Raw genomic sequence first — 24365 nt, forward strand, 5'->3', positions numbered from 1 at the left:
TAGTTTTTTATTTTGAAATTCAAGATTTTATTCGCTTTTTATTTCCTCATCAACACCATTTGGCTCATCCATATTTTGGTTTTCAACGGTTTCTTCATCAACTGAATCTGGTTGAGTTGGTGTTTTTGTAACATTAGCGCGTACAATAATTTTATCAGTTCCTAATTTAGTAGCTCCCTTCGGCAAGTTTAGGTCCACTTCATAATTTCCTGAGCGGTCAACCTTCGATACGTCAAATTCTACGACTAAAGACTTTAGGGAGTCAATAATAGATTTTGGACCAAACAATTCAATCGTCTTTGTATCTGTATTTAGTTCATTAATTACTACACCTTGTTGTGGTGTTCCTATTTGCCTGAGTGTGATTGGAATATCTCTGCTATATTCCTCCACTTCAACAGCCACATTAACCGTTTCTGGTTGAATAGATACATCTAGTTTATTTAAATTACTATCTAATACTTTGACATTCGCTTCTTGGGTAAAAGATTCCTTAATTCCTTCCGGTGCTGAAACTGTTGCTTTTACATAACTTATGTTTTCAATTATGCTCTTGGCACCTGTTACAATCACTTTACTCGGCTCAGCCATCATCGATTTTAACACATAACCTTCCGCAAACAATCGGTTATTGATTTCAGGATCTACCCTAAACTCTTGAGTTACTTTTTCTTCAATAACAACATCCACTACCTCTGGGTCAATTGTCACATTCAGTTTATCAGAAAAATTTTCATGCTGTATTGTAACTCTATGTTCACCAATTAACAATGAATTTAAGTCAACAAATACTTTAAAATCTTTTTGGAATTTTGTTTTTAACACAATTTGCATTGGGCCTTCAATTGTTACATCTACAGTTTCTGGCAACCCAGTAACAATTAAATTTTCGGAATCATAATAGACCTCTAAAGGAACATCCGTAATAATATCTACATGATTATTCGATGTAGATTCTTTTCCACCACCAGTTAATTCCGCTTTCACGTAAAAGAAGAGAAGAAACGCTAATATGAAGGCTGTTGCTCTCAACACCCATATATTATCAAAAAATTTATCCATGTTTTTTCCCCCTCCAAGTCCACTTAGAGGATGCGTCTAGTTCCATTTCTGGCCCAAACCATAATGTTCTAAGTAAAGATTCGAAATTTTCTAATGTGAGATTTCTATGTAGATTGCCATTCACTGCAATACTAACTGCACCTGTTTCTTCCGATACAACAACTACGATAGCATCTGTAACTTCACTTAACCCAAGAGCAGCTCGATGCCTTGTACCAAGTTCTTTTGATATCAATGTGCTTTCTGATAATGGTAAATAACATGCCGCTGCTGCTATTCGATCTTTTTGTACAATTACTGCTCCATCATGAAGTGGGGTATTTGGAATAAAAGTATTAATAATCAATTCTGACGTAATATGGGCATCAAGTCGAATACCTGTTTCGATATATTCGTTTAAGCCTGTTTCTTTTTCAATGGAAATGAGTGCACCAATTCGTCTTTTCGCCATATAACTTACAGCTTTTTTCATTGCTTCAATAAGACGCGCTTGTTCATCTTCCAATTGATTTACTGGACGTTGAAATAACCTACCGCGTCCAATTTGTTCAAGGGCTCTTCGAATTTCAGGTGTGAAAATAATAATAATCGCTAAAAATCCCCAATCAATTACTTCTTGGAGCATCCAGCCTAATGTATCCAAACCAAAGATTTCAGTTGCAATTCTTGCAATGATAATGACGAATAAACCTTTTAATAACTGAACGGCTTTCGTCCCTTTTATAAGGGTTAAAATTTTATATATAACGTACCAAACAAGTATGACGTCCAATAAACTAAAAATAATATTTACAGGAGTAAAGTCAGTAAATTGCTCAATTATATTCATGTGGCATCCCCCACTTAATTCACCAAATCAATAACAAAAAAACACATGCGATATAGTTTATGCATTTTTTATAAAAATAGTATATAAAAAATTCCATTTTTATAAATTTAAAAAATTCCCAATTATACTATCAACAAGTATATCATAATCAAATCCATAAAGCTTTTATAGTATTGACGAAACTTTTATATCAATTGTTTCTTTTTTTCTTTTCTTGTCTAAAAATATCGATTTTGATTAATAACAAAAAATTATCATCCATTTTCGGATGATAATTTTTTGTTTAAATCATTATTGTTTCAAAAGAAGAACATACTAGAAATGCTTCTTTGCCACTTTTCAGACATTACTTTCCTGAAGAATGCATGCATAGAAACTGTCTATATGTCCACGCCACATGTAAGATTACAGTTCTTTAAAAACACATTTAATTTCTGTTACATCTACTTGCTGCTGAACAATCCAATTCCTATTTTATTCTTCATCTTTTTCAAACAGTGTCACAAAGTCCGATGCCATTCGTTTAATCTCATACCATATCCATTCAAACACTTGATCAATTTCTTGAATCTGTCCCGATACAACTGCCGTAGATGCCATATATTCCCCATTAATGACGATTATATTGCCATCTACTTCTCCTTCAACTACAATATCTCCGTTTTTTACAACAATATCACCTTTTACGACTTCACCTTCAGGAACAATGACCGTTTGCCCTTCAACGATTAAGTTTGGTTGTTTCGTTACTGAAAATTTATCATCATTAAAACTTCCAAATAACGTTGCACTCATAAATAAAACAAACATTGCGGCCGCTACTAAAAATGGATGTCTTCTAAGCCATTTTTGCACGCCTACTCGACTTTTCGGTCTAGGCAGACGCTTCATTACCTTTTCCTCAAAATGTGGAGGTGCTGTAATATGCGCTGCACTTTTAATAAATGCAATCGTGTCACTCAGTTGATGCATATGTTGTTGACATTCCGTACATGTCTTCAAATGCTGTTTTAGCACTTGTTCGTGTTCACGGCTAATGTCGCCATCTAAATACTCGTGCATATAGTCAATAATGTGTTGTGGACACGTACTCATGCAATTCCCCTCCTACAATTTGTTAAGCTGCTTTCTTAACGCTTCACGGCCTCTATGAATTCTAGTTTTCACCGTTCCCAAAGGCAAGTCAAGTATTTCACTTATTTCTTGAAGAGAACATTCTTCAATATATTTTAGTACTATCACCGTACGATATTTCTCAGGTAATCTGCTAATTTCATATTGGATGCGTTCTTGAAATTCCATTTGGAGAGCTACATCTTCAGGTAGATCTTCTTCAGTTGCAATATGTGAATACATATTTAATCCATCAGTACCATCTACCTCAGCATCTAAATAGTAATCTGGTTTTTTCTTACGAATTCGATCTATACATAGGTTCGTTGCTATGCGATAAAGCCAAGTTGAAAATTTCCTATTTTGATCGAACGTATGTAAATTAATATACGCCCGAACAAAAGCTTCTTGAGCAATATCTTCCGCCTCTTGCTTATTTCCAAGCATTCGATAACAAATTTGGTATAGCTTGTGCTGGTAGAGGCTCACAATATCTGAAAATGCGTTTTGATCACCTTTTAGCACTTGCTTTATTCTTTTGTTCACTAACGCATCCATGTGTTTCTCTCCACCTTTTTTGGCTTAACGTAATATACGAATGAATTCTTCACAAAGTTTCAATTTTTAGTTGAAATACAAAAAAAGAATTCTGACCCTAATAAAGTATAAAATACCAAATTTATCAAATAAATAGTGCATTTTACACTAATTTTTCGCCTAGCAACGACCCCATTAATGCTACCGCAGTATCAGCAGTTTTATTGCGCTCATCAAGAATTGGATTTACTTCCACAAATTCACATGAAGTAATAATTTTGGCCTCTTCCAACATTTCCATTGCTAAGTGGCTTTCTCGATAAGTAATTCCTCCAGGTACTGGCGTTCCTACTCCAGGTGTATAGATAGGGTCCAAAGCATCTAAATCAATGGAAATATGCACCCCATCAACTTCCCGCTCTCTTAAATATGCCACTGTTTCTTCTATTACTTTTGTCATACCCACTCGATCGATTTCATGCATTGTAAAAATTTTAATCCCCTTTTCTTTAATTAAAGCTCTTTCTCCCTCATCAATCGAACGAGCGCCTATAATGACAACATTTTCATATTTAATCGTTGGTGCATTTTTTGCGATATTAATTAATCGTTCATCACCAAGTCCAAGGTTTACCGCTAAAGGCATACCATGAATATTTCCGGAAGGAGTTGTTTCTGAAGTATTGATGTCTGTATGAGCATCAAACCAAATAACACCTAAATTGTTATAATGTTTTCTTATTCCAGCAATGGAACCGATAGAGATACTATGGTCTCCTCCAAGAATTACAGGAAATCTTCCTTGCTGAATAACTTCATCCACTTTGTCCGCTAATTTTTCACTAACCTCTAGAACTTCTTCTAAATTTAACAATTTCTTATCGCTAATCTCACTTTTTTTCGTTTTATGAACTGATACATTTCCTTCATCAATCACTTCATATCCTAATCTTTCTAATCTTTCAATTGCGCCAGCGTATCTCATCGCGCTTGGCCCCATATCTACCCCTCTACGTTGTTGACCATAATCTGACGGAACTCCTATAATTGATATTTTTTTTCTTTCCATAAAAACACCCCCTGATAAATTTAATTCTATAAGAGAATGATGGTTTGACTCAACTTGACAAAAAATTGTATAAATATACATAAAAAAACGCAGAATATAGCGATTCTTCATATAGAATGTATTTCAAAAATACGTTTTTCCATTAAACTTGTAAGCATGGAATTAAATTATAGTTTTTCGTGTACTCTTGACCTTTATACAATAAAAAAATCCTTTACTCATTGAGTAAAGGATTGACTAGTTAAAATTATTTATTCGATTAACACTTTATTGAAGGGTAATATACAATCTTAAGCAATATTATTTTAGTGGCTGGGGTACCAGGATTCGAACCTGGGCATGACGGAATCAAAATCCGGTGCCTTACCGCTTGGCTATACCCCAATAAATGGTGGAGGGGGGCGGATTCGAACCGCCGAACCCAAAGGGAACGGATTTACAGTCCGTCGCGTTTAGCCACTTCGCTACCCCTCCAAATGTATATCCAAACAATATATGGTGGAGGATGACGGGATCGAACCGCCGACCCCCTGCTTGTAAGGCAGGTGCTCTCCCAGCTGAGCTAATCCTCCTAAATTAATAAAAAATAATGACCCGTACGGGATTCGAACCCGTGTTACCGCCGTGAAAGGGCGGTGTCTTAACCACTTGACCAACGGGCCATTGTCTCCTTAACAAGACAAGAATTATAATATCATGTATTACTGAACTATGCAATAGAAAAATTAAATTTTTTTCAAAAAAATTTATATCTACCTTAAAAGTATGCTAATACCTTTAAGGTAGCCAATTCTATAATTGTAAATACTTCTTACCAAACAATTCTTTGTCGGCGTCGATTGCTTCTACCTTCTTTTATATCTTTTCCAGTGCCTAAATAATGTTCACTAATATTTTTATCATCTAATAATGCCGATGCTTCACCTTTCATTACAACCCTACCATTTTCGATAATATATCCATAATGTGCTATAGAAAGGGCGATGTTAGCATTCTGTTCGACGACTAATATCGTCAAACCTTCTTCTTCGTTAATCTTTCTTATATTCTCAAAAATTTCCTTTACAAGCAATGGGGCAATGCCCAATGATGGTTCATCAAGCAGTAATAATTTTGGTTTTGCCATAAGTCCTCTGCCAATGGCCAACATTTGTTGTTCTCCACCAGATAAGTAACCTGCTTTTCGATGTTCAAGCATTTTTAATTTTGGGAAGTATTCATAAATCTTTTCAATGTCACTTTTAATTGAAGAGCGATCTTTTCTTGTATATGCTCCTGCATATAAATTTTCTTCCACCGTTAAATCTTTAAATATTCTACGACCTTCCATACACAAAAAGATTCCCTTTTTCACCAACTGATCGGGAGAAATATTGTTTATGATTTCTCCTTGAAATTCAATTGTTCCTTCCGTAATATGTCCGTCTTCTGCAGCCAATAGACCTGAAATAGCTTTTAAAGTTGTTGATTTCCCCGCACCATTACTGCCAAGCAGTGCAACTATTTGCCCTTCTTTAACATTAAGCGAAATTCCTCGCAATGCTAGAATCATTTTTTGATAAACCGCTTCTAAATTACTCACACGAAGCATTTTTTTATCTCCTTCCATCAATCGTTAAAGAGAAAAAGGGACAATAGAATGTTGTCCCTTTCATTAATTTTGATTTTTTCAATCTTTGTAGCTGAAGTAATCAGTAATTGGCTCCCATTTTCCGTTTTTCACAATACCAAGTCGAGTCATTTCTGTACCAGCATGATTATCTGGAGCAAAGGATACATTTGCAGCTAAACCGCCTAAATCTAAGTTTTGAATGGATTCAAGACCTTCGCGAATTTGTGGTCCTGTTAAATCGCCTTCAGGATATTTTTCTGCAGCGATTTTAATTGCTTCAACCATAATTTTTGCTGCAATCCATCCTTGTACAAATTTTTGATTAATATCATCAACTGTCTTACCTTTTGCATCTAAATATTCTTTAATCTCCGCCATACCAGGCATATCTTCATAAGGGAATGCATGGGAAAGGATACCTATATATCCTTCTGCAACATCTGCACCTGCAATATCAATAATTCCTTCACCTGCTGCCCAGTTTAATCCGATAAATTGCGTATCAACGCCTAATGTTTTTGCATCACGTAAAATTGTAGATGTAGCTCCCCAAGTTTGTTGAATAATAGCATAATCTGGATTTTTCTTTTCCATATTTAACAATTGGGATTGAGCTTCTGTTGCTTGAACATCAATAACTTGTTCATCAACTACTTCCACTCCAACTTCTTTTGCATATTCTTTAATATCTTCAATTGGTGAACGCCCAAATGCTGTGTCATTGTAAAGCAATGCTAAAGTTGGAGCATCGTCTCCTTCATGGTTTTCAACAATCCATTTAAGAATTGCTCGTCCTTGATCTGAATAGGAAGCAGCTGTTAAGAAATTGTATGGACTTTCATTAATATTTTTCAAGTTTTCAGAGTAAGAAGCTGAAATAAATGGTAATTGGTCTGTAGCTACTTGCTGTCTTAAAGCTTCCGTGTCACCTGTACCCCAACCTAAAATAGCAACAGCCTTTTCCTTATCACGCAATTCTTGATAAATTTTTTGAGCTTCTGGAATTTGGTAGGCGTAATCTTTACCGATTAATTTTAGGTCAAGTCCTTCCACTCCGCCTTTCATTTCTAGATACTCAAAATATGCTTTTTCTCCTTCCGCATATGGTGTTCCTACATCTCCAGTACCACCTGTGATATCATACAAACCTCCAACAACGACTGTGCGTTTGCCTCCACTATCGCTCGAATTCGATGAACTACCATCGTTTGAAGTGCTTGGATTTGCTGAGTCTCCACCTCCACAAGCTGAAAGGATGATGAGCAACACCCCTAGCATAATCCCCAAAAGTTGTTTGCTTTTCAAAACAAAATCCCCCTTTTTTATATAAAATTTATTAACTAACTTAATAGGAGAATGGCCAAACTCTGAAATAGTTTTTTATGTTATGCCAAATATGAGCTAAACCACCTGGTTCAAAAATTAAAAACAGAATAATCGCTAAACCGAAAACAAATTCTTTAAAGGCTGAGAATAATTGGTATAAGTTAGGCATGTATGCAGTTAACAAATCAACAATAGATGTTAGTCCTACAGGTAAAAGGGTAATGAATATAGCCCCTAAAATAGATCCTAAAATGCTTCCTAAACCACCAATCAACACCATGGCGAGGTATTGAATGGAAACATGGATATTGTATAGTTCAGGACTCACAATCATTGTGTAATGAGCTAATAATGCTCCTGCAATCCCAACGAAAAAGGAACTTATAATAAAGGCTAGTACTTTATAGTAGAATAAGTTAATCCCCATAATCTGCGCAGCAATATCTCGATCTCGAACAGCTAAAAAGGCTCGTCCGACTCTCGTTCTCAATAAATTCACCGAATATATGACGGTTAAAATCAAAATGATAATCGATAAATAATAATAAGATGCGTTAGACATGAAAGAATAGCTTCCGATACTAGGCCTGCTCAATACCATTCCTGCTGTTCCACCTGTGACGCTATCCCATCGGCTGATGATGAATGTAATAATCACTTGTGCTGCCAATGTGGCAATGGCTAAATATAACCCTTTTAGTCTTAAAGATGGAATTCCAAACAATCCTCCAACCAATGCTGTCACAATACCAGCTAGCGGGAGAGAAACCCAGAAACTTAAACCATAAGTTGTAGTGAGTATCGCTGTTGTATATCCTCCTACCCCTAAAAATGCACCAACTCCGATAGAGATTTGTCCAGTAAATCCGGTTAAAATGTTTAAGCCAATTGCACCGATAGCGGAAATAGCACAAAGGGTAAGAAGCCCTACCCAATAATTCGATACGTAGAGCGGTAATGTTAGTAAAATGATGAACAAAAAAAGCCATTTTACGATTTCACTCTTCGTTCCAAAGAGTTTCATATCATCTTTATAGGATGTTTTGTAATTTCCACATTCTCTTACAAACAAATTCCTCAACAACGTCACACCCTCTCAATACCACGGCTACCAAACAAGCCATATGGTTTTAACATTAGGATTAATAGAACCACAATAAATGGCACTACATCTTTTAATCCTCCTCCTACGAGAGGATCTAAATAACCTCCTGCCAAGTTTTGTATAATGCCAATGAGAAAACCTCCAATAATTGCCCCCATTACACTATCAAGTCCTCCAAGAATCACAACCGGTAATACTGTTAAACCAATTGCTGACATAGTAGGGCTAACTCCATTAATATTTCCAAGCAATATTCCTCCTATTGCGGCTACCATGGAGGCAATCATCCAAGTCATCGCTAAAACGAACTTTACGCTCATCCCCATGGATAATGCAGCTTGTCGATCGTCTGCAACCGCACGCATCGCTAGACCCATTTTGGAGTATTTGAAAAAAATTGAAAAAATAACTAGTAAAATCATGACAATAATAAAGGACCATAAATAGACTGGTGTAATTATGATTCCTCCTATATTCAGCGGCGTCTGCGGAAACACAGGTGGAAAAGTTCTAGTTGTATGTCCCCAAATAATATGAACAGCACCAGCTAGTAAACTTGATAATCCTAGTGTTGCCATAATGACAGAAATTGTCGGTGCATTTTGTAATTGCCGAATGACTAGTCGCTCAACGACTAACCCTAAAAATGCACTAAATAATAACGTCCCTATAAATGCAACAAGGAAAGGCACGTTTAAAGCCGTCATAATGACTAAACAAACATATGGGCCAAATAATACAAATTCACCATTAGCTAGGTTTAGCGCTCCACTGGCTCTGTAAATCAAAACAAAACCGAGAGCTACAAGACCATAAATACTACCAACGACAATTCCATTAATAAGCATTTGCAAGAAGAACATCCTCAGGCACCTCCAAATTCTGCTCCAATTGAACGATGCGCAATGGAATCTCCTCTACTGATTCTGTTTCCGATATGCGCACTTGAATCAATTGATTATTTGAATACATTGCATCGATTAGCTCTTTATAAGCATTTTCAACGAAATTTCTTCGGATTTTTAATGTTCTTGTCAGTTCTCCTGCATCTGCTGAAAATTGTTTGTGTAAAATGATAAATCGCTTTACCCGTTCTTGTGGAGGTAATTCCTCCATTAACCTTTTTACTTCTTGTTGAATTAATTTAATCACTCTGTTATTTACTGATAAATCAGAAAATTCTGTATATACTATGCGCTCTTTAGCCGCCCATCTTCCAACAGTAGTCATATCGATATTAATAAGTGCAGATAAAAATGGACGATTTTTTCCAAACACAATCGCTTCTTGAATATATGGACTGGACTTTATTATATTTTCAATTTTGTGAGGATAAATTTCTCCTTTTGGCATGACGATCACATCTTCTTTTCTATCCAAAATATAGAGATGACCATCCTTATCAATAAAACCTTTATCTCCAAGGGAAATCCATCCATCAATCACCATTTCCTGATGTTCATCGTTTAAATATCTAGAGAAAATGGCATTGTTTTTTAAATATACTAGTCCATCTTCTCCAATTTTTACTTCCGTATTTGGAAGCGCCATACCAGAACTGCCCACTTTGATATCATCATCTCGTTGAACAATGGCAATTCCCGCTACTTCTGTTCCACCATACGTCTGCTTCACATTTACACCGATGCTATGATAAAAATATAATGCTTCAGGGTGCAATGCTGCTCCTGCAACATATGCTCTTCTCGTTCTCGCTAAACCTAAATGATCGCGAATTGCACTAAAAATAATGACATCTCCAAGGAAGTACATAAAACGTTCAAATGCAGTAAGCTGGAGATTCTCCAACTTTGCCTTTGCGCGCTTATCACCATATTTTTTAAATAGTTGATATACTTTTCTTTTGAACCAACTAGCTCCTTCCATACGAACTTGAACATTTGACATGATCGATTGATACACTCTCGGAGAAGCAATTATTGTTTGTGGTCCAATTTCTCTTAAATCACCAATAACTGTATCCGAACGTTCAGGGAAATTTACTGTCAACCCAATAACTAAAGGAACCACAATCCCCATAATTTGCTCATGTATCCAAGCAAGCGGGAGAAATGAAAAATAATCATCCGTTTTTTTCATTTCATCTAGTTGAGTTAAATTTTTGGCTGCTTCAATTAGTTGATAATGGGTGTATACGGCTGCTTTTGGGTTTCCACTTGTTGCGGCACTGTAGGAAATAAGCGCTTCTCTTTGCTCTTCTAAAAGGCAAATCTGTTCTTCGAAAAAATTCGGATGTTCTTTTAATCGTTCTGCACCAATATTCAGTAATTCTTCCAAGTAAATTAGTTTTGGGTGACGATAATGTCTTAAACCTCGAGCATCATAATAAACAATATGTTCTATGAATGGGACTTCATTTTCAATTGCTAATAATTTATCCACTTGCTCCTTATCTTCAACAATGACGATTCTCGGTCTTGTATCATTCAAATAAAATCGAATTTGCTCTGGTAAAGATTCTTGATAAATTCCTACTGATATTCCACCAATTGTCTGTGCTGCAAGCTGAGCATATAGCCATTGTGGTTTATTTTCCCCTATAATGGCTAGCGTTTCCCCTTCTTTAAAATCATAATGTTTCTGTAAAGCAATCGATAATCTCTTTACATTCTCTAAGTAATGGCTCCACGTGATTTCTTTCCATATTCCCAATTGTTTCTGTCTAAAAGCTACTCCTAAAGATTCGATTTTCGCTCGTTCAAATAAAAGTGACGGTAACGTGACCGTTGTTACCATGTTTTTCCCCCTTCAAATAACTGTTTCTTCTCCAATATAAGCTTTTATTACATCTGGATTTTCTCTTACTTCCTTAGGTGTTCCAAAACCTATGCGTTTCCCAAAATCCAACACTGCGATGTGATTAGATAAGCTCATTACAACACCTAAATCATGTTCAATAAGTACTACTGTAATTTTCATGACTTCATGCATATCTAATATAAATTGAGACATTCTTTCTTTTTCGGCACCATTCATCCCAGCCATTGGTTCGTCCAATAAAATCAGCTCGGGATTTAAGGCTAACGCTCTGCCTACTTCTACTCTCTTTTGTAGTCCATATGGAAGAGTGCCAACTGGTTTATGTCGAATATCCTGTAACTCTAAAAACTCTATTACTTCTTCTACTTTTTCACGATGTTCTATTTCTTCTTTTGATGCTTTACCAACATAAATTCCACCACTAAACACACCTGATTTCATTAATGTATGTCTACCTAATTTAATATTGTCCAATACTGACATATGCGCAAATAACGCAATATTTTGGAAAGCCCGTGCAATTCCAAGGGTTGTTCGTTCATAAGGTTTCATATTAGTTATATCTTTCCCTTTATAGCGGATTGAGCCGCTTGTTGGATGATACAATCCACTAATACAATTCAACATGCTTGTCTTTCCCGCACCATTTGGACCTATAAGTGAGAATATTTCTCCTTCGTTAATATGAAATGAAACTTGATCTAAAGCTTTCACTCCTCCAAAGTGTAATGAAACATTTTCTATCTCCAATATCGGCCCCAATAAAGTTCCCCCTTTTAGTTTATTAGTTACATTAGCAGTTAATAGATGAGATGTTTTGTATAATATACTAATCTTTTTTCTTATTTATGAATAAAATTTTCTAATTTTTGAGATTTTTTATAACAAAATACCCCCTTACTTTTTATTAGTTAGAGGGTATAAAATATTAAATTATTCTAATATGATATTTTTGTCATATGGAGCATTAATAGTGTTGTGCTGATTTAAGAAAATTGTTTTATCAAATAAACTATTGTTCTATTTTACAATTTTTCCTACTTGCATACTTTATATTGTATAGTAAACATGGAAACTGTTTTTAAAAATAATAGATGCTTTGTTGAGGAATTTAGAATATATCTAATAGAATGTTAACGATATTGTAAGAAAATTGGGCTCTATAATATTTGGTGTTGGTGGATACAACCAGTACCATTTTTTACACAAAAAAATGAGACATGTGACAAACTCTGGTAAAATGTAATCGACCAAAACCACATTTACAAGGAGTGATGTCACATGTCTCATCATTATTCTATACGTAATTTATTAAATATTAAAGATAAAAATATCACATTTGATGAAAATTTTTGTTCTACCGAAACGATCAAAAAAGTAAAAGCGAAAGTCTTTCATGGGACGTTAACGTACCAACCAAAAGCGTGCTATGCTTGTGGCCATGTCTTCGATGATCAAATCATTAAACACGGTTTTAAAACGTCTCTCATTAAAATGCCTAGCATTTCAGGTTTTCATACTTACTTAAAATTGCGTAAACAGCGTTATTTCTGTAAACATTGTCATTCCACGTTTACTTGAAAAACGAGCGTCGTGGCTAAAAACTGTTGCATTTCCAACAATACCAAAGTATCAATTGCTTTAAACGCCAAAGATAAAATCTCCGAAAAAGATATTGCCATCAAACACAATGTATATCATGCCACTGTCAGTCGTGTCATTGACAGCTTTTATAGCTACTATCAGCCGAATAATCACTATCTTCCTAAGCACCTGTGTTTTGATGAGTTTAAATCAGTGAAATCCGCAGCTGGAGCGATGTCCTTTATTTTCTGCGACTCTGAAACGGGGGAGATGGTGGATATCGTGGAGGACCGAAGATTACATGTCCTCAAAGAGTATTTCTTACGGTATTCCAAGAAGGCGAGAGATGCGGTAAAAACGATTGTCATCGATATGTACAGCCCTTATATTTCCTTAATTCACGAAGTTTTCCCTAAAGCGGAAATCGTACTCGACAAATTCCATATCCTCCAACTATTTAGCAGAGCTTTAAACAAAACGCGCATCAACGTCATGAATCGGGATAAAAAGAATTACAATAAATTGAAAACATACTGGAAGCTCCTTCTGAAAGATCAAACAAAACTTGATTATAAGAACTATACATATCATCGTTGCTTTAAAAAGATTACCTCGGTATCGGATTGAGTCTCAAATGGATATCCCTTTGCAAGCGATTCCTCCCTCAATTCCACATAGTTATAGATTTCGCCATTAAATATAATCCAATATCGCTCATTTTCATAAGACAATGGCTGATACCCTGCCTCAAGGTCAATAATGCTCAGCCGTCGAAATCCAAAGTTTACATATTCATCAAAAAAATAACTATCATCGTCAGGACCCCGATGAATAATGATATCATTCATTTCTTGAAACGTTTCTTTCCATTTTCCATCAATGGTTCTCGGATGATCATGAATGCACCCAATAAAACCGCACATGATATTGTTCCCTCACTTTATCAAGTGAATTTATAGATTCACAATGTTGCTGTCAGAATAGTATATTTTTTGAAAAACATAAAAATGACATATTTACGGATGGAGCTAGAATGAAGAAATTATTGTTTGGAACCGTTTTGGCGGGAGTTGTTGCTGTTGGTGCGGCATGCTCAAACGATTCGATGCAAAGACATGATATGGCAAACATGAAAAATAAAACGCCTGAAGTCAGCAAACAACTGCCTTCAGCAACAAATATGGAAGTGTTAACGGGCAAAGAGATTCACCTTACCGCAAAGGAAGCGCTATTACAAATAAATGATAAAGTAAAACTTCCGGTCTACACGTACAATGGATCGGTTCCAGGAGCACAAATCCGGGTGAAACAAGGAGATACGGTGAAAATCCATTTGAAAAATGAATTACCAGAACCGGTTACGATTCACTGGCATGGCTACCCTGTTCCAAATCGTCAAGATGGAGTTCCGGGCGTCACGATGAACGCAATTCAACCGGGTGAAACCTTTACGTATGAATTTACTGCAACCGTACCGGGAACATATTGGTATCATTCCCATCAAGAAAGCGCGAAACAAGTAGATAAAGGGTTGTATGGCACATTCATCGTAGAGCCGAGGAATGAAGAAAAAGCCGATCGGGATTATACACTTGTATTCGATGAATGGATAAGTAATCCTGATGAAAGCAACATGGATATGAGCGGCATGGATCATAGTCAGATGGAACATAGCTCGATGAACAGTATGAATCACGATATGAGTATGTATGATATTTTTACGATTAACGGGAAAAGCGGTTCCGCTATCAAACCTTTAAAAGTGAAGAAAGGAGAAAAAGTACGACTTCGCCTTGTAAACGCAGGATACATGTCCCACAAACTCCATTTACACGGTCATGATTTTAAAATTGTCGCAACAGACGGGCAACCGTTAAAAGATCCGCAGCCAATCAAAGATGAATTATTAAATATTGCTCCGGGTGAACGTTACGATATTGAATTTACAGCGAATAATCCGGGAGAATGGTTATTAGAATGCCATGGTAATATGAAAGGTACCGGTGACATGAAAGTGAAAATTCAATACGAAGGCGAAAAAGGCAACACTGATAAAGCGAATGCAACAGAAGATTTACCTGTAATTGATGTGACAAGCTATGGGAAACAAGAGCTAGGTGAATTTACATTAGATCAAAAATACGATGTAGAGTACACAATGGATTTAGGAACAGCCATGGGCAAAGATGGCATGGTCTACACGATTAATGGGAAAACATATCCTGAAACAGCACCTGTAAAAGTTAAGAAAGGAGATCTGGTAAAAGTAAAGTTGGTGAACAATTCACCGAAAGATTTACATCCTATGCATTTACACGGACATTTCTTCCAAGTATTAAGTAAAAATGGTAAGCCAATTACAGGCTCACTATTGATTAAGGATACCTTGAATTTAAAACCGGGGGAAGAATTTGTAGTCGCATTTAAAGCGGACAATCCGGGAAATTGGATGTTCCATTGCCATGACTTGCACCATGCTGCAGATGGAATGGTCACAGAAGTAAAATATAAAGATTACAAATCTGACTATAGGCCAGATCCGAATGACACAACAAATAAACCTGAATAGCATTGGGCTCTAACCCCAAAAAGGTGGATGTAAAAAAACCGGAGTTATTTCCTATAGAAGGAAATAGCTCCCTTTTCTTTTTCTTTAGTGTTTATTTTTGCTTGTTACATATTGACTTGCAACCTCTTTTTTGCATGGTTGCCTCGCCAGTATGGCAAGTGCTGTTTCAATCAACTTGTAAATGATATTACGTTTTTGACATTTTATTTCTTCCTTCCAAACAATAAATTTTACACGAAAAAAATAAAAAATAGATTCAAACTTACTAAAAAACCGAAAACAATAGATACCCAAATTCTTACATGGTTGAACCTTCTTCTGTTTTTTAATTGTTTGTCTATTTCAAATCCATATACTAGCAAACTCATGATTAAAACTGGAGTTACTATTGTTACTGAGAATAAAATTGGCATTAAAAAGCTATTTACACTTTTATAAAAATAAAAAGGTAAGAATTTTGATACCGCAGAGAATATTGGATCGAAGAGGAATGACGTCGTAAATCCGAGACTCAAACTCATCATCCTGAATTTAAATGAAAATAACAAACATAAAATATACACGATGATTATAGTACTGGCGACCTTACCAGTGATTTGGATAAATGACAAGAACCAAAGATTGATGCTAGTATAGTTTCATGGACACCCTTTAGTGAAATATAATATTAACGAAGGGATGTGTCCTGATATGGGTAACACAAGCGAAAAACGTAAAAGTTATCATGCTGAATTTAAGGAAATGGTGGTTGAGCTTTATCAAACTGGAACACCAGTAAAACAGATCTGCAGCGAATATGGCCTGTCTGAAACGACAATCTACAAATGGATCAGAAAACAAAAACCGGTTAAGCTGGATGACGGGGGCTCTTTTACCCCGGAAGAATTTCTGAACCTGCAAAAAGAATTGCACCGGTTGAAAGAGGAAAACGAAATCTTAAAAAAAGCTATGGCCATATTCGCAAAGAAGTAGATCAAACCACTGTAATATCCATGATTGACGAGATAAGAGCCAAACACCATTATGACCTTAAAACCATGTGTACGGTCCTTGGCGTGCCGAGAAGTACCTACTATCAATCCAAACAAAAAACAGAGTCAAAAACAAAACGGGAAAACCGGGAGCTGACAGACAGAATACGAAAAATCCATACGGAAAGCAAGCAGAGATACGGAGCACCGAAGATCCACCATATGCTTGAAAAAGAAGGGATCAAAGTCAGCCTGAAACGGGTTCAGCGTTTGATGAAGGCTGCAGGCATTTATTCCATTATCAGAAAAAAGTACCGCCCCCATTCCAATAAGGGCAAGATGGAAGAACACGATAACCTGCTGAACCAGGACTTCTCAACGACAACCATCAACGAGAAATGGGTTACGAATATTACGTACATTCATACTTTGAGAGACGGTTGGTGCTACCTGGCTTCCGTAATGGATTTACATTCCAGAAAGATTGTCGGTTACGCTTTTGACCGCCACATGACGACTGAACTGGCTTTAAAGGCAGTAGAAAACGCTTATCAGGCACAACGTCCAGGTCCGGGATTGATCTTGCATTCTGATTTGGGATCCCAGTATACAAGCGAGAAATTCGCAGAATACATGGAAAAGAAGCAGTTCAAACACTCCTTCAGTAAAAAAGGTTACCCATACGATAACGCCTGCATTGAGTCTTTCCATGCAATTCTGAAAAAGGAAGAGATCTACAGAGTCAACTATTTGAACTTTCAAGCTGCCAGAAGAGCCTTATTCGAATTTATAGAAGGCTGGTACAATCGGAAACGGATTCATAGCTGCCTGGGCTATATGACGCCACAAGAAACAGAAGACAGTATCAAAGGGGCAGCGTAGTGCTCTTCACAATTTTACAAGCATCCGCTTTACATGGAGTGGCGGGGCGTGGTAGGCTTGTTTGCCATGCGAAAGAAATCATTGCCCCTTTCGCCCTTCGCATAACACCACGCCCGCAGAGGCTCCATGTCAAGCGACCAGCGATGTCATGAAAAATATGGCATGAGATCAAAATTAAATTTCACTTATTGGTGTCCAAAATATTGACTTAAATCCAATCCGTTCAATTGTTCATCCTTTAGCCATTCATCTTTGCCTAGTTAAAAAATATAGACAATCAATGTCCCATATACTAAACCCTGAAGCACTTTCTGATAACTCCCCCTGCTTGTTAGGCCTCGAGCGGTCGTCGTAATAGACTGTATAAAATGTTTCTTCCACAAAATAATTAAGGCACAATCTGGAGTCAGTAACATTCCTTCTGTAAAAATATAGTCCATTTTTTAGATATTTGAAAACCTCTATATTTTTACACTATTTATTTATTATGAACTCAGCTTTCGCAGTCCAAAATCTTGTTTAAATGCTTGATGTAAATGGTTTTGGGAAGTACAAAATTATCATTTGACATTTTTTAAAACATAAAGAAAGACACCTATTCTTTTGGTAAAATATTGGTGACGAAACCAAATCCAAAAGAAAGGTGTCACCACTATGATAACGAATAAAGACTACTTTGCGCAATTACCAAAAGAAATTAAACAAGGATTTTCCGAATTAAATATTGGATATCATTTAAGAAAAGCGAATATTACGAAACTTTCCGGGTATTCTTGTCTTACTGTTTTCAAACTGATTTTTCTTTTAGTCTTCCAATATAAGAACTGGTTTCGTGCTTTTATGAGTAAACGATCTCAGGATCTGCCCGGAAAGGATACAGTCTATCGCTTTTTAAATACACCAACCTATCATTGGAGAAAGTTTCTGCTTTCATTAAGCAGTGAAATGATCCGTCTGCTTCAACCATTAACTTCAAAAGATCGTGTCACAGCTTTTGTGATTGATGATTCTGTCTTTTCACGAAACCGTAGTAAGTCGGTTGAACTGTTGGCTAAGGTTTTTGATCACTCTACCCATCAGTACTTGAAAGGGTTTCAAATGCTTACCCTTGGCTGGACCGATAGTTTTACTTTTATTCCCGTTGATTTTGCTCTTCTAAGTTCACCGAAAAAGGAAAATCGCCTGCAAGAAATCAATACCAATATTGATAAACGAACATCTGGCTATAAGCGTCGCCAGGAAGCTCTGAAATCAAAACCGGACGTGGCTTCAGCTTTACTTGATCATGCGCTTGAAAAAGGGATTATAGCTGACTATGTTCTCATGGATTCCTGGTTTACACAAGCGCCTTTAATTGAGAAGATTACGAACAAAGGGTTATTTGTCATTGGCATGGTGAAGCAATTAAAGCAGCGATACGTTTACAATGGTGAACGTTTCACACTGAATCAACTTTACAAATTGGCAAAACCTCACATGGGTAAAAAAGACATTCTCGGATCCGTTTATGCTACTTTAGACAATGGAATTCCAGTAAAAATTCTATTTGTACGAAACCGTAATAAACGGAGCGAATGGCTTGCCATTCTCAGCACAGATACAACATTAGAAAATGAAGAGATCATTCGTATTTACGGCATGCGTTGGGACATTGAAGTCTTCTTCAAATGCAATAAATCCCTTTTAAATTTAGAGAAAGAATTCCAGGGACGTTCCTACGACATGTTAATTAGCCATACAACCATTGTTTTTACACGATATATTCTCATTGCTTGGCAAATGCGAAAAGAGGAGGATCCTAAGACGATTGGCAACCTTTTTTACATCCTTTGCGAAGATGTAAAAGACATAGATTTTATTACTGCCCTTCAATCACTTATTGACCTTTTCCAAACTTTGGCGGAAGCCGAGGTTTCTTTGAACATGGACATCTTTAAAAATCAAATGAATAAATGGTTGGCCACTATACCTAATTATATCAAGCAATGCTTAAATATTTCTGTGTGCGAAAGTTGAGTTATGAATATTTTAAAATGTAAAGATATTCATAGCGGCTAAGAGGTCATTGTGCCCAGCAATCCCAACACAATTCAATCACCATTTTCATTGATTTTTACGTTGATTAATTTTGAAAAAAATTTTTGAAGAAAATATGGAGATACATGTTGGTTATTGTATCTATTGGATTTATTCTCTTTCCTTTTTCTTTTGCCTGTTGTTCTATCAAACCCACAGTGGCAATAGATGGAGTAGTGATGGTGACAACTGGAACCACTTCTCCACAAATGTTGCATCACCGTTAATCAAATCCATATTCATTAATAAAATCTACATACTTTTGTTTGCGAAGTGCACTGTTTTCCGACAGTGCACTTTGGAGGAACGAAATCAATTGGTATGGGCCATTTCGGTAATGAGCGGATTGTTGAAGAGTTAACCGTTACTAAGCGGATTTCGGTTTCAAATAAATATCGTAAATACCTGTTTTAACAAGGCAGATTTTTACCTAGTTTTTTAAAAATCAATATGTTAGAAAAAGTAAATAATTTATCCTAAAAAAACAAATAAAACCTGTCCAAAAAACGGACAGGCGATCATGATAAGAAAGGGTATTTTAGTGATTTCATTTTAACGAATATGTGTTGATAACAATTATTTCTAAAACGTTCTTATTCTACCATAAACTGTCCCATCATACCGGCATCTTCGTGTTCAAGAATATGACAATGGTACATGAATAGACCTGGATTTTTAAAAGTCGCGATCGCTTTTACTTTTTCACCTGGATAAACGAGGATTGTATCTTTCCAGCCAGTTTCGTTCGCCGGAGGCGGATATCCATTTCGTTCTAGAATTTGAAACTGTACTCCATGTGCGTGAAATGGATGTGGAATGCCTCCGCTTCCGCCCATCATTCCCATACTTTCATTGGAAATTTCCCAGATTTCTGTACTATTAAGTTTCAATTCTTCATCAATTCGGTCTAGATCCATTTGTTTCCCGTTAATATTCACCATTGGTCCCATACCTTGAAAAACAAATTCTCTCGTTTTTATTGCTGTTTTCGGATCTATTTTCGGTAAAACCGCAAGTTTTTCGGGTAGCTTTTCATTATTTTTCTTTTCCCCATTCACAATAAATTTCATCAATTTTGTATCTTGATCTTGTAAAAAGACGACGTCATTCTTTTTAAATTTGGCAAAATCAATAATGATTTCTGCTCTTTCTGCAGGACCTAACACAAGTTTATTCATTTTCACAGGACTTTCCAAAAGCCCTCCGTCACTGCCTATTTGCCAGAAATCTTGATTGTTATTCAATTTGAACTCATATACACGTGCATTGGAACCATTTAATAATCGTAAACGAACTTTTCCACGCGGAACTTCCAGAAATGGATTTATGGCTCCATTAACAAGAATGGTATCTCCGTGGAGACCCATCATTACATCTCTCATTTCTAAGTCATAAGGAATATTTCCATCCGCAGCAAATTTCTTATCTTGAATGATTAATGGAATATCATCCACACCATATTCTTTTGGAATAGAGAGTTTTTTGGTAACTTCATCATCAATTATGAACAAACCTGCAAGACCTTTGTAAACTTGTTCTCCTGTTTTGTGCAGCAAGTGAGGGTGATACCAAAGGGTTGCTGCCGGCTGATTGATTGTGAATCTGGGACTCCAAGTATCCCCTGGATTGATCGCACTGTGAGGGCCCCCATCTTTGTCCCCACTAACTTCTAACCCATGCCAGTGTATTGTTGTTTGTTCATTTAGGTCGTTTTTGACTTTAATCGTAACATCATCACCCTTTTTCACTCTGATGACGGGACCGAGATAATCTCCGTTGTATCCCAGAGTCTCCGTTTTTATTCCCTTTATGAATTCCATTGTTGATTCCTGTGCAGTTAAATGAAATTCTGCCTGATTAGGTAATGGATTCCGATCTTGCAATAAAGGAGGTATTGGTAATGGTTTTTCATCAATTGTTACGGAACTATCAATGGTAAGATCTGATGGAGGCATCCCCACTGAACGATCTGTATTTTTCAAAAAGAACAGTAGTATACCACCAAAGAAAATGATACATATAGCGATGAAAATGCCCAAATTTTTTTTCATATTGTTTCAACCTCTCAAAAAAATTGGTTGAGTTAATGCAAAGATATAAAGTAGACTACGGTTAAATGATGTTAAGTTGGTTGCCTTTTAACAAAAAGACTCTCTGTTTCAACATTCTAGTTACAAGAAACAATTACTTATGATGTTTTAGTGCGAGTCTAACAGCAAGGTAAACAACAGCACCGTTTATAAGTAAGTTTATTAACCATCCAAAAAATCCATATACTGACATTTGACCAAACATCATTCCTGATGGACCCATCATATATATCACCTTTCCTTTAGTTTTACTATTATATAAAGAGTAGAAAATTTTTTGATGACTTACACTAGACTTTCTTTATTCTTTCTCTAATCTACCCTACCATCTTAAAGATACACCTTTTCTTTTCATTCAATACACATTACTTTATTGGAATGATGGCTTTTTTTCTATCACTAATAACAATACTGCAACCCCTTTCTTCTTTGAAGGAAATTTTGTCATACCTATAATTCCCTCCTTGATCCAAATTATATAATACCCTTTATAGTATGTAAAAGAATTTATTTTAGTTTGTATGTGTCAAGTTTTTCTCGACATTGCTTTAAGCACGCTATTTTCAGCGCTCCCTTTTTGTACGCTCACTTTCAGCTACCGCGCTTTCGCTTGGTTACCTGAATTTTTTCGTCACGTTCTTCGAACCTGACAAAAAAATTCAGGGGATTATCGTAAACTCTTTATTAATTGTCCAATCGCCGTTGAATGAGCCCCATATAAGCTAATACGACCTTGTTTCGCTCCAATTGCCGGACGAGTAGTCTGGTGAAGAAGACTCGCCAGTCTGGTCATTTTTTTCACGTCTCGTTGTTTTCTTTTACTTCTATGCTGATGTTTGAGATACACAGCCCGTAAGGTTTGATTTAAGATGCCTTGTTTCACTTTTACCATGGCTTCTCCACCTTCTGGGCTCCAATGCATTCCTCTTTTTTTCATTCGGAAGGAGATATGTCTTTGGTTCGACTCCATCGCTCCCAAGCCTCTTGCATCATTCGGCGGGTTCCCCACTTTTTCTCTCCAATCAAATATTCGGTCCCAATTATGTTGAATATAAGTACGAAAATCCTTTACCTTTTCCAGCTTTTTCGGATCCTCTAGCGTGCTTTCGTAAGTGTCCATCCATAACTTAAAATTTTCGAGATTGTGCTCTTTTATCGCCTTTTTAACTGCGTCTTTATATTCACTTTTTCCTCCCCCAAATGCCCGAATGAAAGCTCGAGAAATATGGTAAGGATCCAGTTGATTCAGGACAGGATACCGTGATTGTGAAAAGGCTTCTTGAAACTTCTCAGCTGTGTATCCTTTTCCCCCATCGCTATTCGTGACGATTTGGGCATTTTCTAATGAATAGTGATGGGCTGCAAACGCTTGAACTTCTTTCCAAAATGCATCCGAGGACCCGGTCGTCATGATCACTTTTGGCTGCCGTAAGGATACTCGCTTTCCGTTCATATCCCATCCTTCATACACAATCGCATGATGAACTTCCATGCTTTTTTTCTCCGTTCCACGAACAAATACTCCATCTGCTTCTGCAAATAAGATGTCCACTTCTTTCCCCTTCGGCAGGGAAGCCGCCTCTTCCAATTCTTCCACCATTTCTTTATCTGCTTGGGCTTGCGCTTTTCCTACCCTTCTAACAATACTTCCAACTGTTTGATGACTGATGTGAACAGCCGTCCACTCTTGTAACACACGGGCCGTTTCACGGTAGGTACATTCACTGGCCAATTCGGCTACCTTTACTTCCACCAAAGGACTAAAGCGCTGATATTTCCGAAATCCGATCCATTCATCAAAAACGTAGTGTGGATGTCCTTCTCTGTCTCCTCTAACGTATGTTGAAAACTAACAGCACCAAACGTGAACTGAATGGTCTTCGAATCTCTTCGTTTGACGGTCCAACCTTCAGCTTGTTTCTTTTTCACGATGGCTTGATCGATTTTTGTGAAAACTTCCCCCAGCAATGTCGAAAAGACATCATACATGAATCACTGGATACGTTCCTCTAGTTCAATAAGATTTTCTGTACTCTTTATTAGTTCGTATATTTTTGATATAATTTTCTCCATAGGAAGGCCTTTTTCTTAATGTATTCGCCCTGGTAAGCGTACATAAATGATAGAGCGCCTTCTCTTTTTTTTCCAGTAAATAGCCTCGAGAAATATTTTACACATACTTTTAGTTTGCTAAGGAAATTGAATACCATTAAGACCCGGCATTAGAATGCAGTGTCCCAATAATATATCCCACGTCCTATTTAGAAATGTATACGATCCATTGAATTATAATGCGAAATTTTAAAGAAATTATGGAGAAATGCGTTTTATACTATATTTTTATCACTAAAAAATTAATAAACGTCCTGAACCTTTTCGCTTATTTATAAGTTCTTATTTCTCATTTCTACTTTCTTGAATGTATCAAGTATGGGTATTTTCATTAGAGCATTTATCTAAAGGAATTCATACAATAAGGTGAAAACTTAAATGAGGAGGTAAATATGTATTATATACAACCAAGTCCGTGGTATTACCCTTATCAATCGAACAGACAAGAAATGTTGATGCCTGGAGATACGAAACAAATGATGGATATGATGAGAGAACATATTAGAATGACGGATGAAATTAGACGTATGGTATATGAAATTAACGAAAGATGTAAGCGGATGGAAGGTAAAATGATGAGGTAGATGTATTTCAACAAGTAAAATAGCTTAACTTTTGTATTTGATAATCTAAATTTGAGCCACTTT

The 24365-nt window shown here is 36.4% G+C and carries 19 protein-coding genes, 4 tRNA genes and 2 pseudogenes; 6 read left to right on the top strand and 19 right to left on the bottom strand.

The window, feature by feature from the left end; translation table 11 throughout:
- Positions 1 to 27 precede the first annotated feature (27 nt).
- The 15 genes from NSU17_RS06565 to NSU17_RS06635 all read right to left on the bottom strand — a co-directional run bounded on the left by NSU17_RS06565 (position 28) and on the right by NSU17_RS06635 (position 12196).
- Positions 28 to 1062, bottom strand: a complete 1035-nt coding sequence (locus NSU17_RS06565) for a CdaR family protein (RefSeq protein WP_340704633.1) — start codon at positions 1060 to 1062, stop codon at positions 28 to 30.
- Positions 1055 to 1891, bottom strand: a complete 837-nt coding sequence (gene cdaA, locus NSU17_RS06570) for a diadenylate cyclase CdaA (RefSeq protein WP_016839588.1) — start codon at positions 1889 to 1891, stop codon at positions 1055 to 1057. Before cdaA ends, NSU17_RS06565 begins: the two co-directional genes overlap by 8 nt.
- A 474-nt stretch (positions 1892 to 2365) precedes the next feature.
- On the bottom strand, positions 2366 to 2986 hold the full coding sequence (locus tag NSU17_RS06575) for an anti-sigma factor family protein (RefSeq protein ID WP_016839644.1): 621 nt from the start codon (positions 2984 to 2986) through the stop codon (positions 2366 to 2368).
- Between the two features lie 12 nt (positions 2987 to 2998).
- Complete coding sequence (gene sigW, locus NSU17_RS06580) at positions 2999 to 3562, bottom strand: RNA polymerase sigma factor SigW (RefSeq protein ID WP_340704634.1); 564 nt, start codon at positions 3560 to 3562, stop codon at positions 2999 to 3001.
- Positions 3563 to 3704: 142 nt separating this feature from the next.
- Entirely contained in the window at positions 3705 to 4610 is a 906-nt protein-coding gene (gene rocF / locus NSU17_RS06585) for an arginase (protein WP_016839642.1), read from the bottom strand.
- A gap of 309 nt (positions 4611 to 4919) precedes the next feature.
- Positions 4920 to 4994: transfer RNA gene (locus NSU17_RS06590), tRNA-Gln, on the bottom strand.
- Between the two features lie 5 nt (positions 4995 to 4999).
- Positions 5000 to 5084, bottom strand: a tRNA-Tyr gene (locus NSU17_RS06595).
- A gap of 22 nt (positions 5085 to 5106) precedes the next feature.
- Positions 5107 to 5182: transfer RNA gene (locus NSU17_RS06600), tRNA-Val, on the bottom strand.
- An 18-nt stretch (positions 5183 to 5200) separates the two neighbouring features.
- A tRNA-Glu gene (locus tag NSU17_RS06605) sits at positions 5201 to 5272 on the bottom strand.
- A gap of 149 nt (positions 5273 to 5421) precedes the next feature.
- The gene (locus NSU17_RS06610) at positions 5422 to 6201 is read right to left on the bottom strand and encodes an ABC transporter ATP-binding protein (protein WP_340704635.1); all 780 of its coding nucleotides are present in this window, start codon (positions 6199 to 6201) and stop codon (positions 5422 to 5424) included.
- Positions 6202 to 6279: 78 nt separating this feature from the next.
- Positions 6280 to 7527 (bottom strand): ABC transporter substrate-binding protein, encoded by a 1248-nt coding sequence (locus NSU17_RS06615; protein ID WP_340704636.1) that lies wholly within the window; start codon positions 7525 to 7527, stop codon positions 6280 to 6282.
- A gap of 40 nt (positions 7528 to 7567) precedes the next feature.
- A complete protein-coding gene (locus NSU17_RS06620; RefSeq protein ID WP_026019165.1) occupies positions 7568 to 8629 on the bottom strand; it encodes a branched-chain amino acid ABC transporter permease in 1062 nt (353 codons plus the stop codon).
- Between the two features lie 5 nt (positions 8630 to 8634).
- Positions 8635 to 9516: a branched-chain amino acid ABC transporter permease gene (locus NSU17_RS06625; RefSeq protein ID WP_096550125.1), complete on the bottom strand. Its 882-nt coding sequence runs from the start codon at positions 9514 to 9516 to the stop codon at positions 8635 to 8637.
- Positions 9491 to 11410, bottom strand: a complete 1920-nt coding sequence (locus tag NSU17_RS06630; protein WP_340704637.1) for an AMP-dependent synthetase/ligase — start codon at positions 11408 to 11410, stop codon at positions 9491 to 9493. The genes NSU17_RS06625 and NSU17_RS06630 overlap by 26 nt, the downstream gene beginning before the upstream one ends.
- Positions 11411 to 11422: 12 nt before the next feature.
- Complete coding sequence (locus tag NSU17_RS06635; RefSeq protein WP_016839636.1) at positions 11423 to 12196, bottom strand: ABC transporter ATP-binding protein; 774 nt, start codon at positions 12194 to 12196, stop codon at positions 11423 to 11425.
- 519 nt (positions 12197 to 12715) lie between these two features.
- Here NSU17_RS06635 and NSU17_RS06640 point away from each other — a divergent pair.
- Both NSU17_RS06640 and NSU17_RS06645 read left to right on the top strand, forming a co-directional pair.
- Entirely contained in the window at positions 12716 to 13015 is a 300-nt protein-coding gene (locus NSU17_RS06640) for a transposase family protein (RefSeq protein ID WP_197722756.1), read from the top strand.
- A 12-nt stretch (positions 13016 to 13027) separates the two neighbouring features.
- Positions 13028 to 13645, top strand: coding sequence for a transposase (locus NSU17_RS06645; RefSeq protein ID WP_340704638.1), 618 nt, complete (start codon positions 13028 to 13030; stop codon positions 13643 to 13645).
- On the opposite strand, the pseudogene NSU17_RS06650 reads toward NSU17_RS06645, so the two are convergent.
- Positions 13624 to 13941 (bottom strand): annotated as a pseudogene (locus NSU17_RS06650) (asparagine synthase (glutamine-hydrolyzing)); the annotation flags it as partial. The gene NSU17_RS06645 and the pseudogene NSU17_RS06650 overlap by 22 nt on opposite strands.
- 110 nt (positions 13942 to 14051) lie before the next feature.
- On the opposite strand from NSU17_RS06650, the gene NSU17_RS06655 reads away from it, so the two are divergent.
- The 3 genes from NSU17_RS06655 to NSU17_RS06665 all read left to right on the top strand — a co-directional run bounded on the left by NSU17_RS06655 (position 14052) and on the right by NSU17_RS06665 (position 19456).
- Positions 14052 to 15587, top strand: coding sequence for a multicopper oxidase family protein (locus NSU17_RS06655; RefSeq protein WP_340704639.1), 1536 nt, complete (start codon positions 14052 to 14054; stop codon positions 15585 to 15587).
- A 690-nt stretch (positions 15588 to 16277) separates the two neighbouring features.
- Positions 16278 to 17440 (top strand): IS3 family transposase gene (locus NSU17_RS06660; protein ID WP_445684071.1). Its coding sequence is split into 2 segments (ribosomal slippage): positions 16278 to 16521 and positions 16521 to 17440, totalling 1164 coding nucleotides; the frame shifts between segments, so codons are not numbered across the junction.
- Positions 17441 to 18094: 654 nt separating this feature from the next.
- Positions 18095 to 19456, top strand: a complete 1362-nt coding sequence (locus NSU17_RS06665; RefSeq protein ID WP_328101957.1) for an IS4 family transposase — start codon at positions 18095 to 18097, stop codon at positions 19454 to 19456.
- 653 nt (positions 19457 to 20109) lie between these two features.
- Here the strand turns inward: NSU17_RS06665 and NSU17_RS06670 are convergent.
- The 3 genes and pseudogenes from NSU17_RS06670 to NSU17_RS06680 form a co-directional block, all read right to left on the bottom strand.
- On the bottom strand, positions 20110 to 21567 hold the full coding sequence (locus NSU17_RS06670) for a multicopper oxidase family protein (RefSeq protein WP_340704641.1): 1458 nt from the start codon (positions 21565 to 21567) through the stop codon (positions 20110 to 20112).
- Positions 21568 to 21700: 133 nt separating this feature from the next.
- Positions 21701 to 21832 carry a hypothetical protein gene (locus NSU17_RS06675; protein ID WP_340704642.1) on the bottom strand — a complete coding sequence of 44 codons (132 nt, stop codon included), beginning with the start codon at positions 21830 to 21832 and terminating at the stop codon, positions 21701 to 21703.
- Between the two features lie 441 nt (positions 21833 to 22273).
- Positions 22274 to 23595, bottom strand: a pseudogene (locus NSU17_RS06680) (ISLre2 family transposase).
- 515 nt (positions 23596 to 24110) lie between these two features.
- On the opposite strand from NSU17_RS06680, the gene NSU17_RS06685 reads away from it, so the two are divergent.
- Positions 24111 to 24302: a hypothetical protein gene (locus tag NSU17_RS06685; protein ID WP_340704643.1), complete on the top strand. Its 192-nt coding sequence runs from the start codon at positions 24111 to 24113 to the stop codon at positions 24300 to 24302.
- Positions 24303 to 24365: the final 63 nt, after the last annotated feature.

It is taken from the genome of Ureibacillus sp. FSL K6-2830 (assembly GCF_038004145.1).
In the GTDB taxonomy this organism is placed as follows: Bacteria; Bacillota; Bacilli; order Bacillales_A; family Planococcaceae; genus Ureibacillus; species Ureibacillus thermosphaericus.

Bases quoted from the DNA above. Each gene is read 5' to 3' on its own strand.
- NSU17_RS06565 (WP_340704633.1), bottom strand. From the start codon at position 1,062: ATGGATAAATTTTTTGATAATATATGGGTGTTGAGAGCAACAGCCTTC.
- cdaA (WP_016839588.1), bottom strand. From the start codon at position 1,891: ATGAATATAATTGAGCAATTTACTGACTTTACTCCTGTAAATATTATT.
- NSU17_RS06575 (WP_016839644.1), bottom strand. From the start codon at position 2,986: ATGAGTACGTGTCCACAACACATTATTGACTATATGCACGAGTATTTA.
- sigW (WP_340704634.1), bottom strand. From the start codon at position 3,562: ATGGATGCGTTAGTGAACAAAAGAATAAAGCAAGTGCTAAAAGGTGAT.
- rocF (WP_016839642.1), bottom strand. From the start codon at position 4,610: ATGGAAAGAAAAAAAATATCAATTATAGGAGTTCCGTCAGATTATGGT.
- NSU17_RS06610 (WP_340704635.1), bottom strand. From the start codon at position 6,201: ATGCTTCGTGTGAGTAATTTAGAAGCGGTTTATCAAAAAATGATTCTA.
- NSU17_RS06625 (WP_096550125.1), bottom strand. From the start codon at position 9,516: ATGTTCTTCTTGCAAATGCTTATTAATGGAATTGTCGTTGGTAGTATT.
- NSU17_RS06630 (WP_340704637.1), bottom strand. From the start codon at position 11,410: ATGGTAACAACGGTCACGTTACCGTCACTTTTATTTGAACGAGCGAAA.
- NSU17_RS06640 (WP_197722756.1), top strand. From the start codon at position 12,716: ATGTCTCATCATTATTCTATACGTAATTTATTAAATATTAAAGATAAA.
- NSU17_RS06655 (WP_340704639.1), top strand. From the start codon at position 14,052: ATGAAGAAATTATTGTTTGGAACCGTTTTGGCGGGAGTTGTTGCTGTT.
- NSU17_RS06665 (WP_328101957.1), top strand. From the start codon at position 18,095: ATGATAACGAATAAAGACTACTTTGCGCAATTACCAAAAGAAATTAAA.
- NSU17_RS06670 (WP_340704641.1), bottom strand. From the start codon at position 21,567: ATGAAAAAAAATTTGGGCATTTTCATCGCTATATGTATCATTTTCTTT.
- NSU17_RS06675 (WP_340704642.1), bottom strand. From the start codon at position 21,832: ATGATGGGTCCATCAGGAATGATGTTTGGTCAAATGTCAGTATATGGA.
- NSU17_RS06685 (WP_340704643.1), top strand. From the start codon at position 24,111: ATGTATTATATACAACCAAGTCCGTGGTATTACCCTTATCAATCGAAC.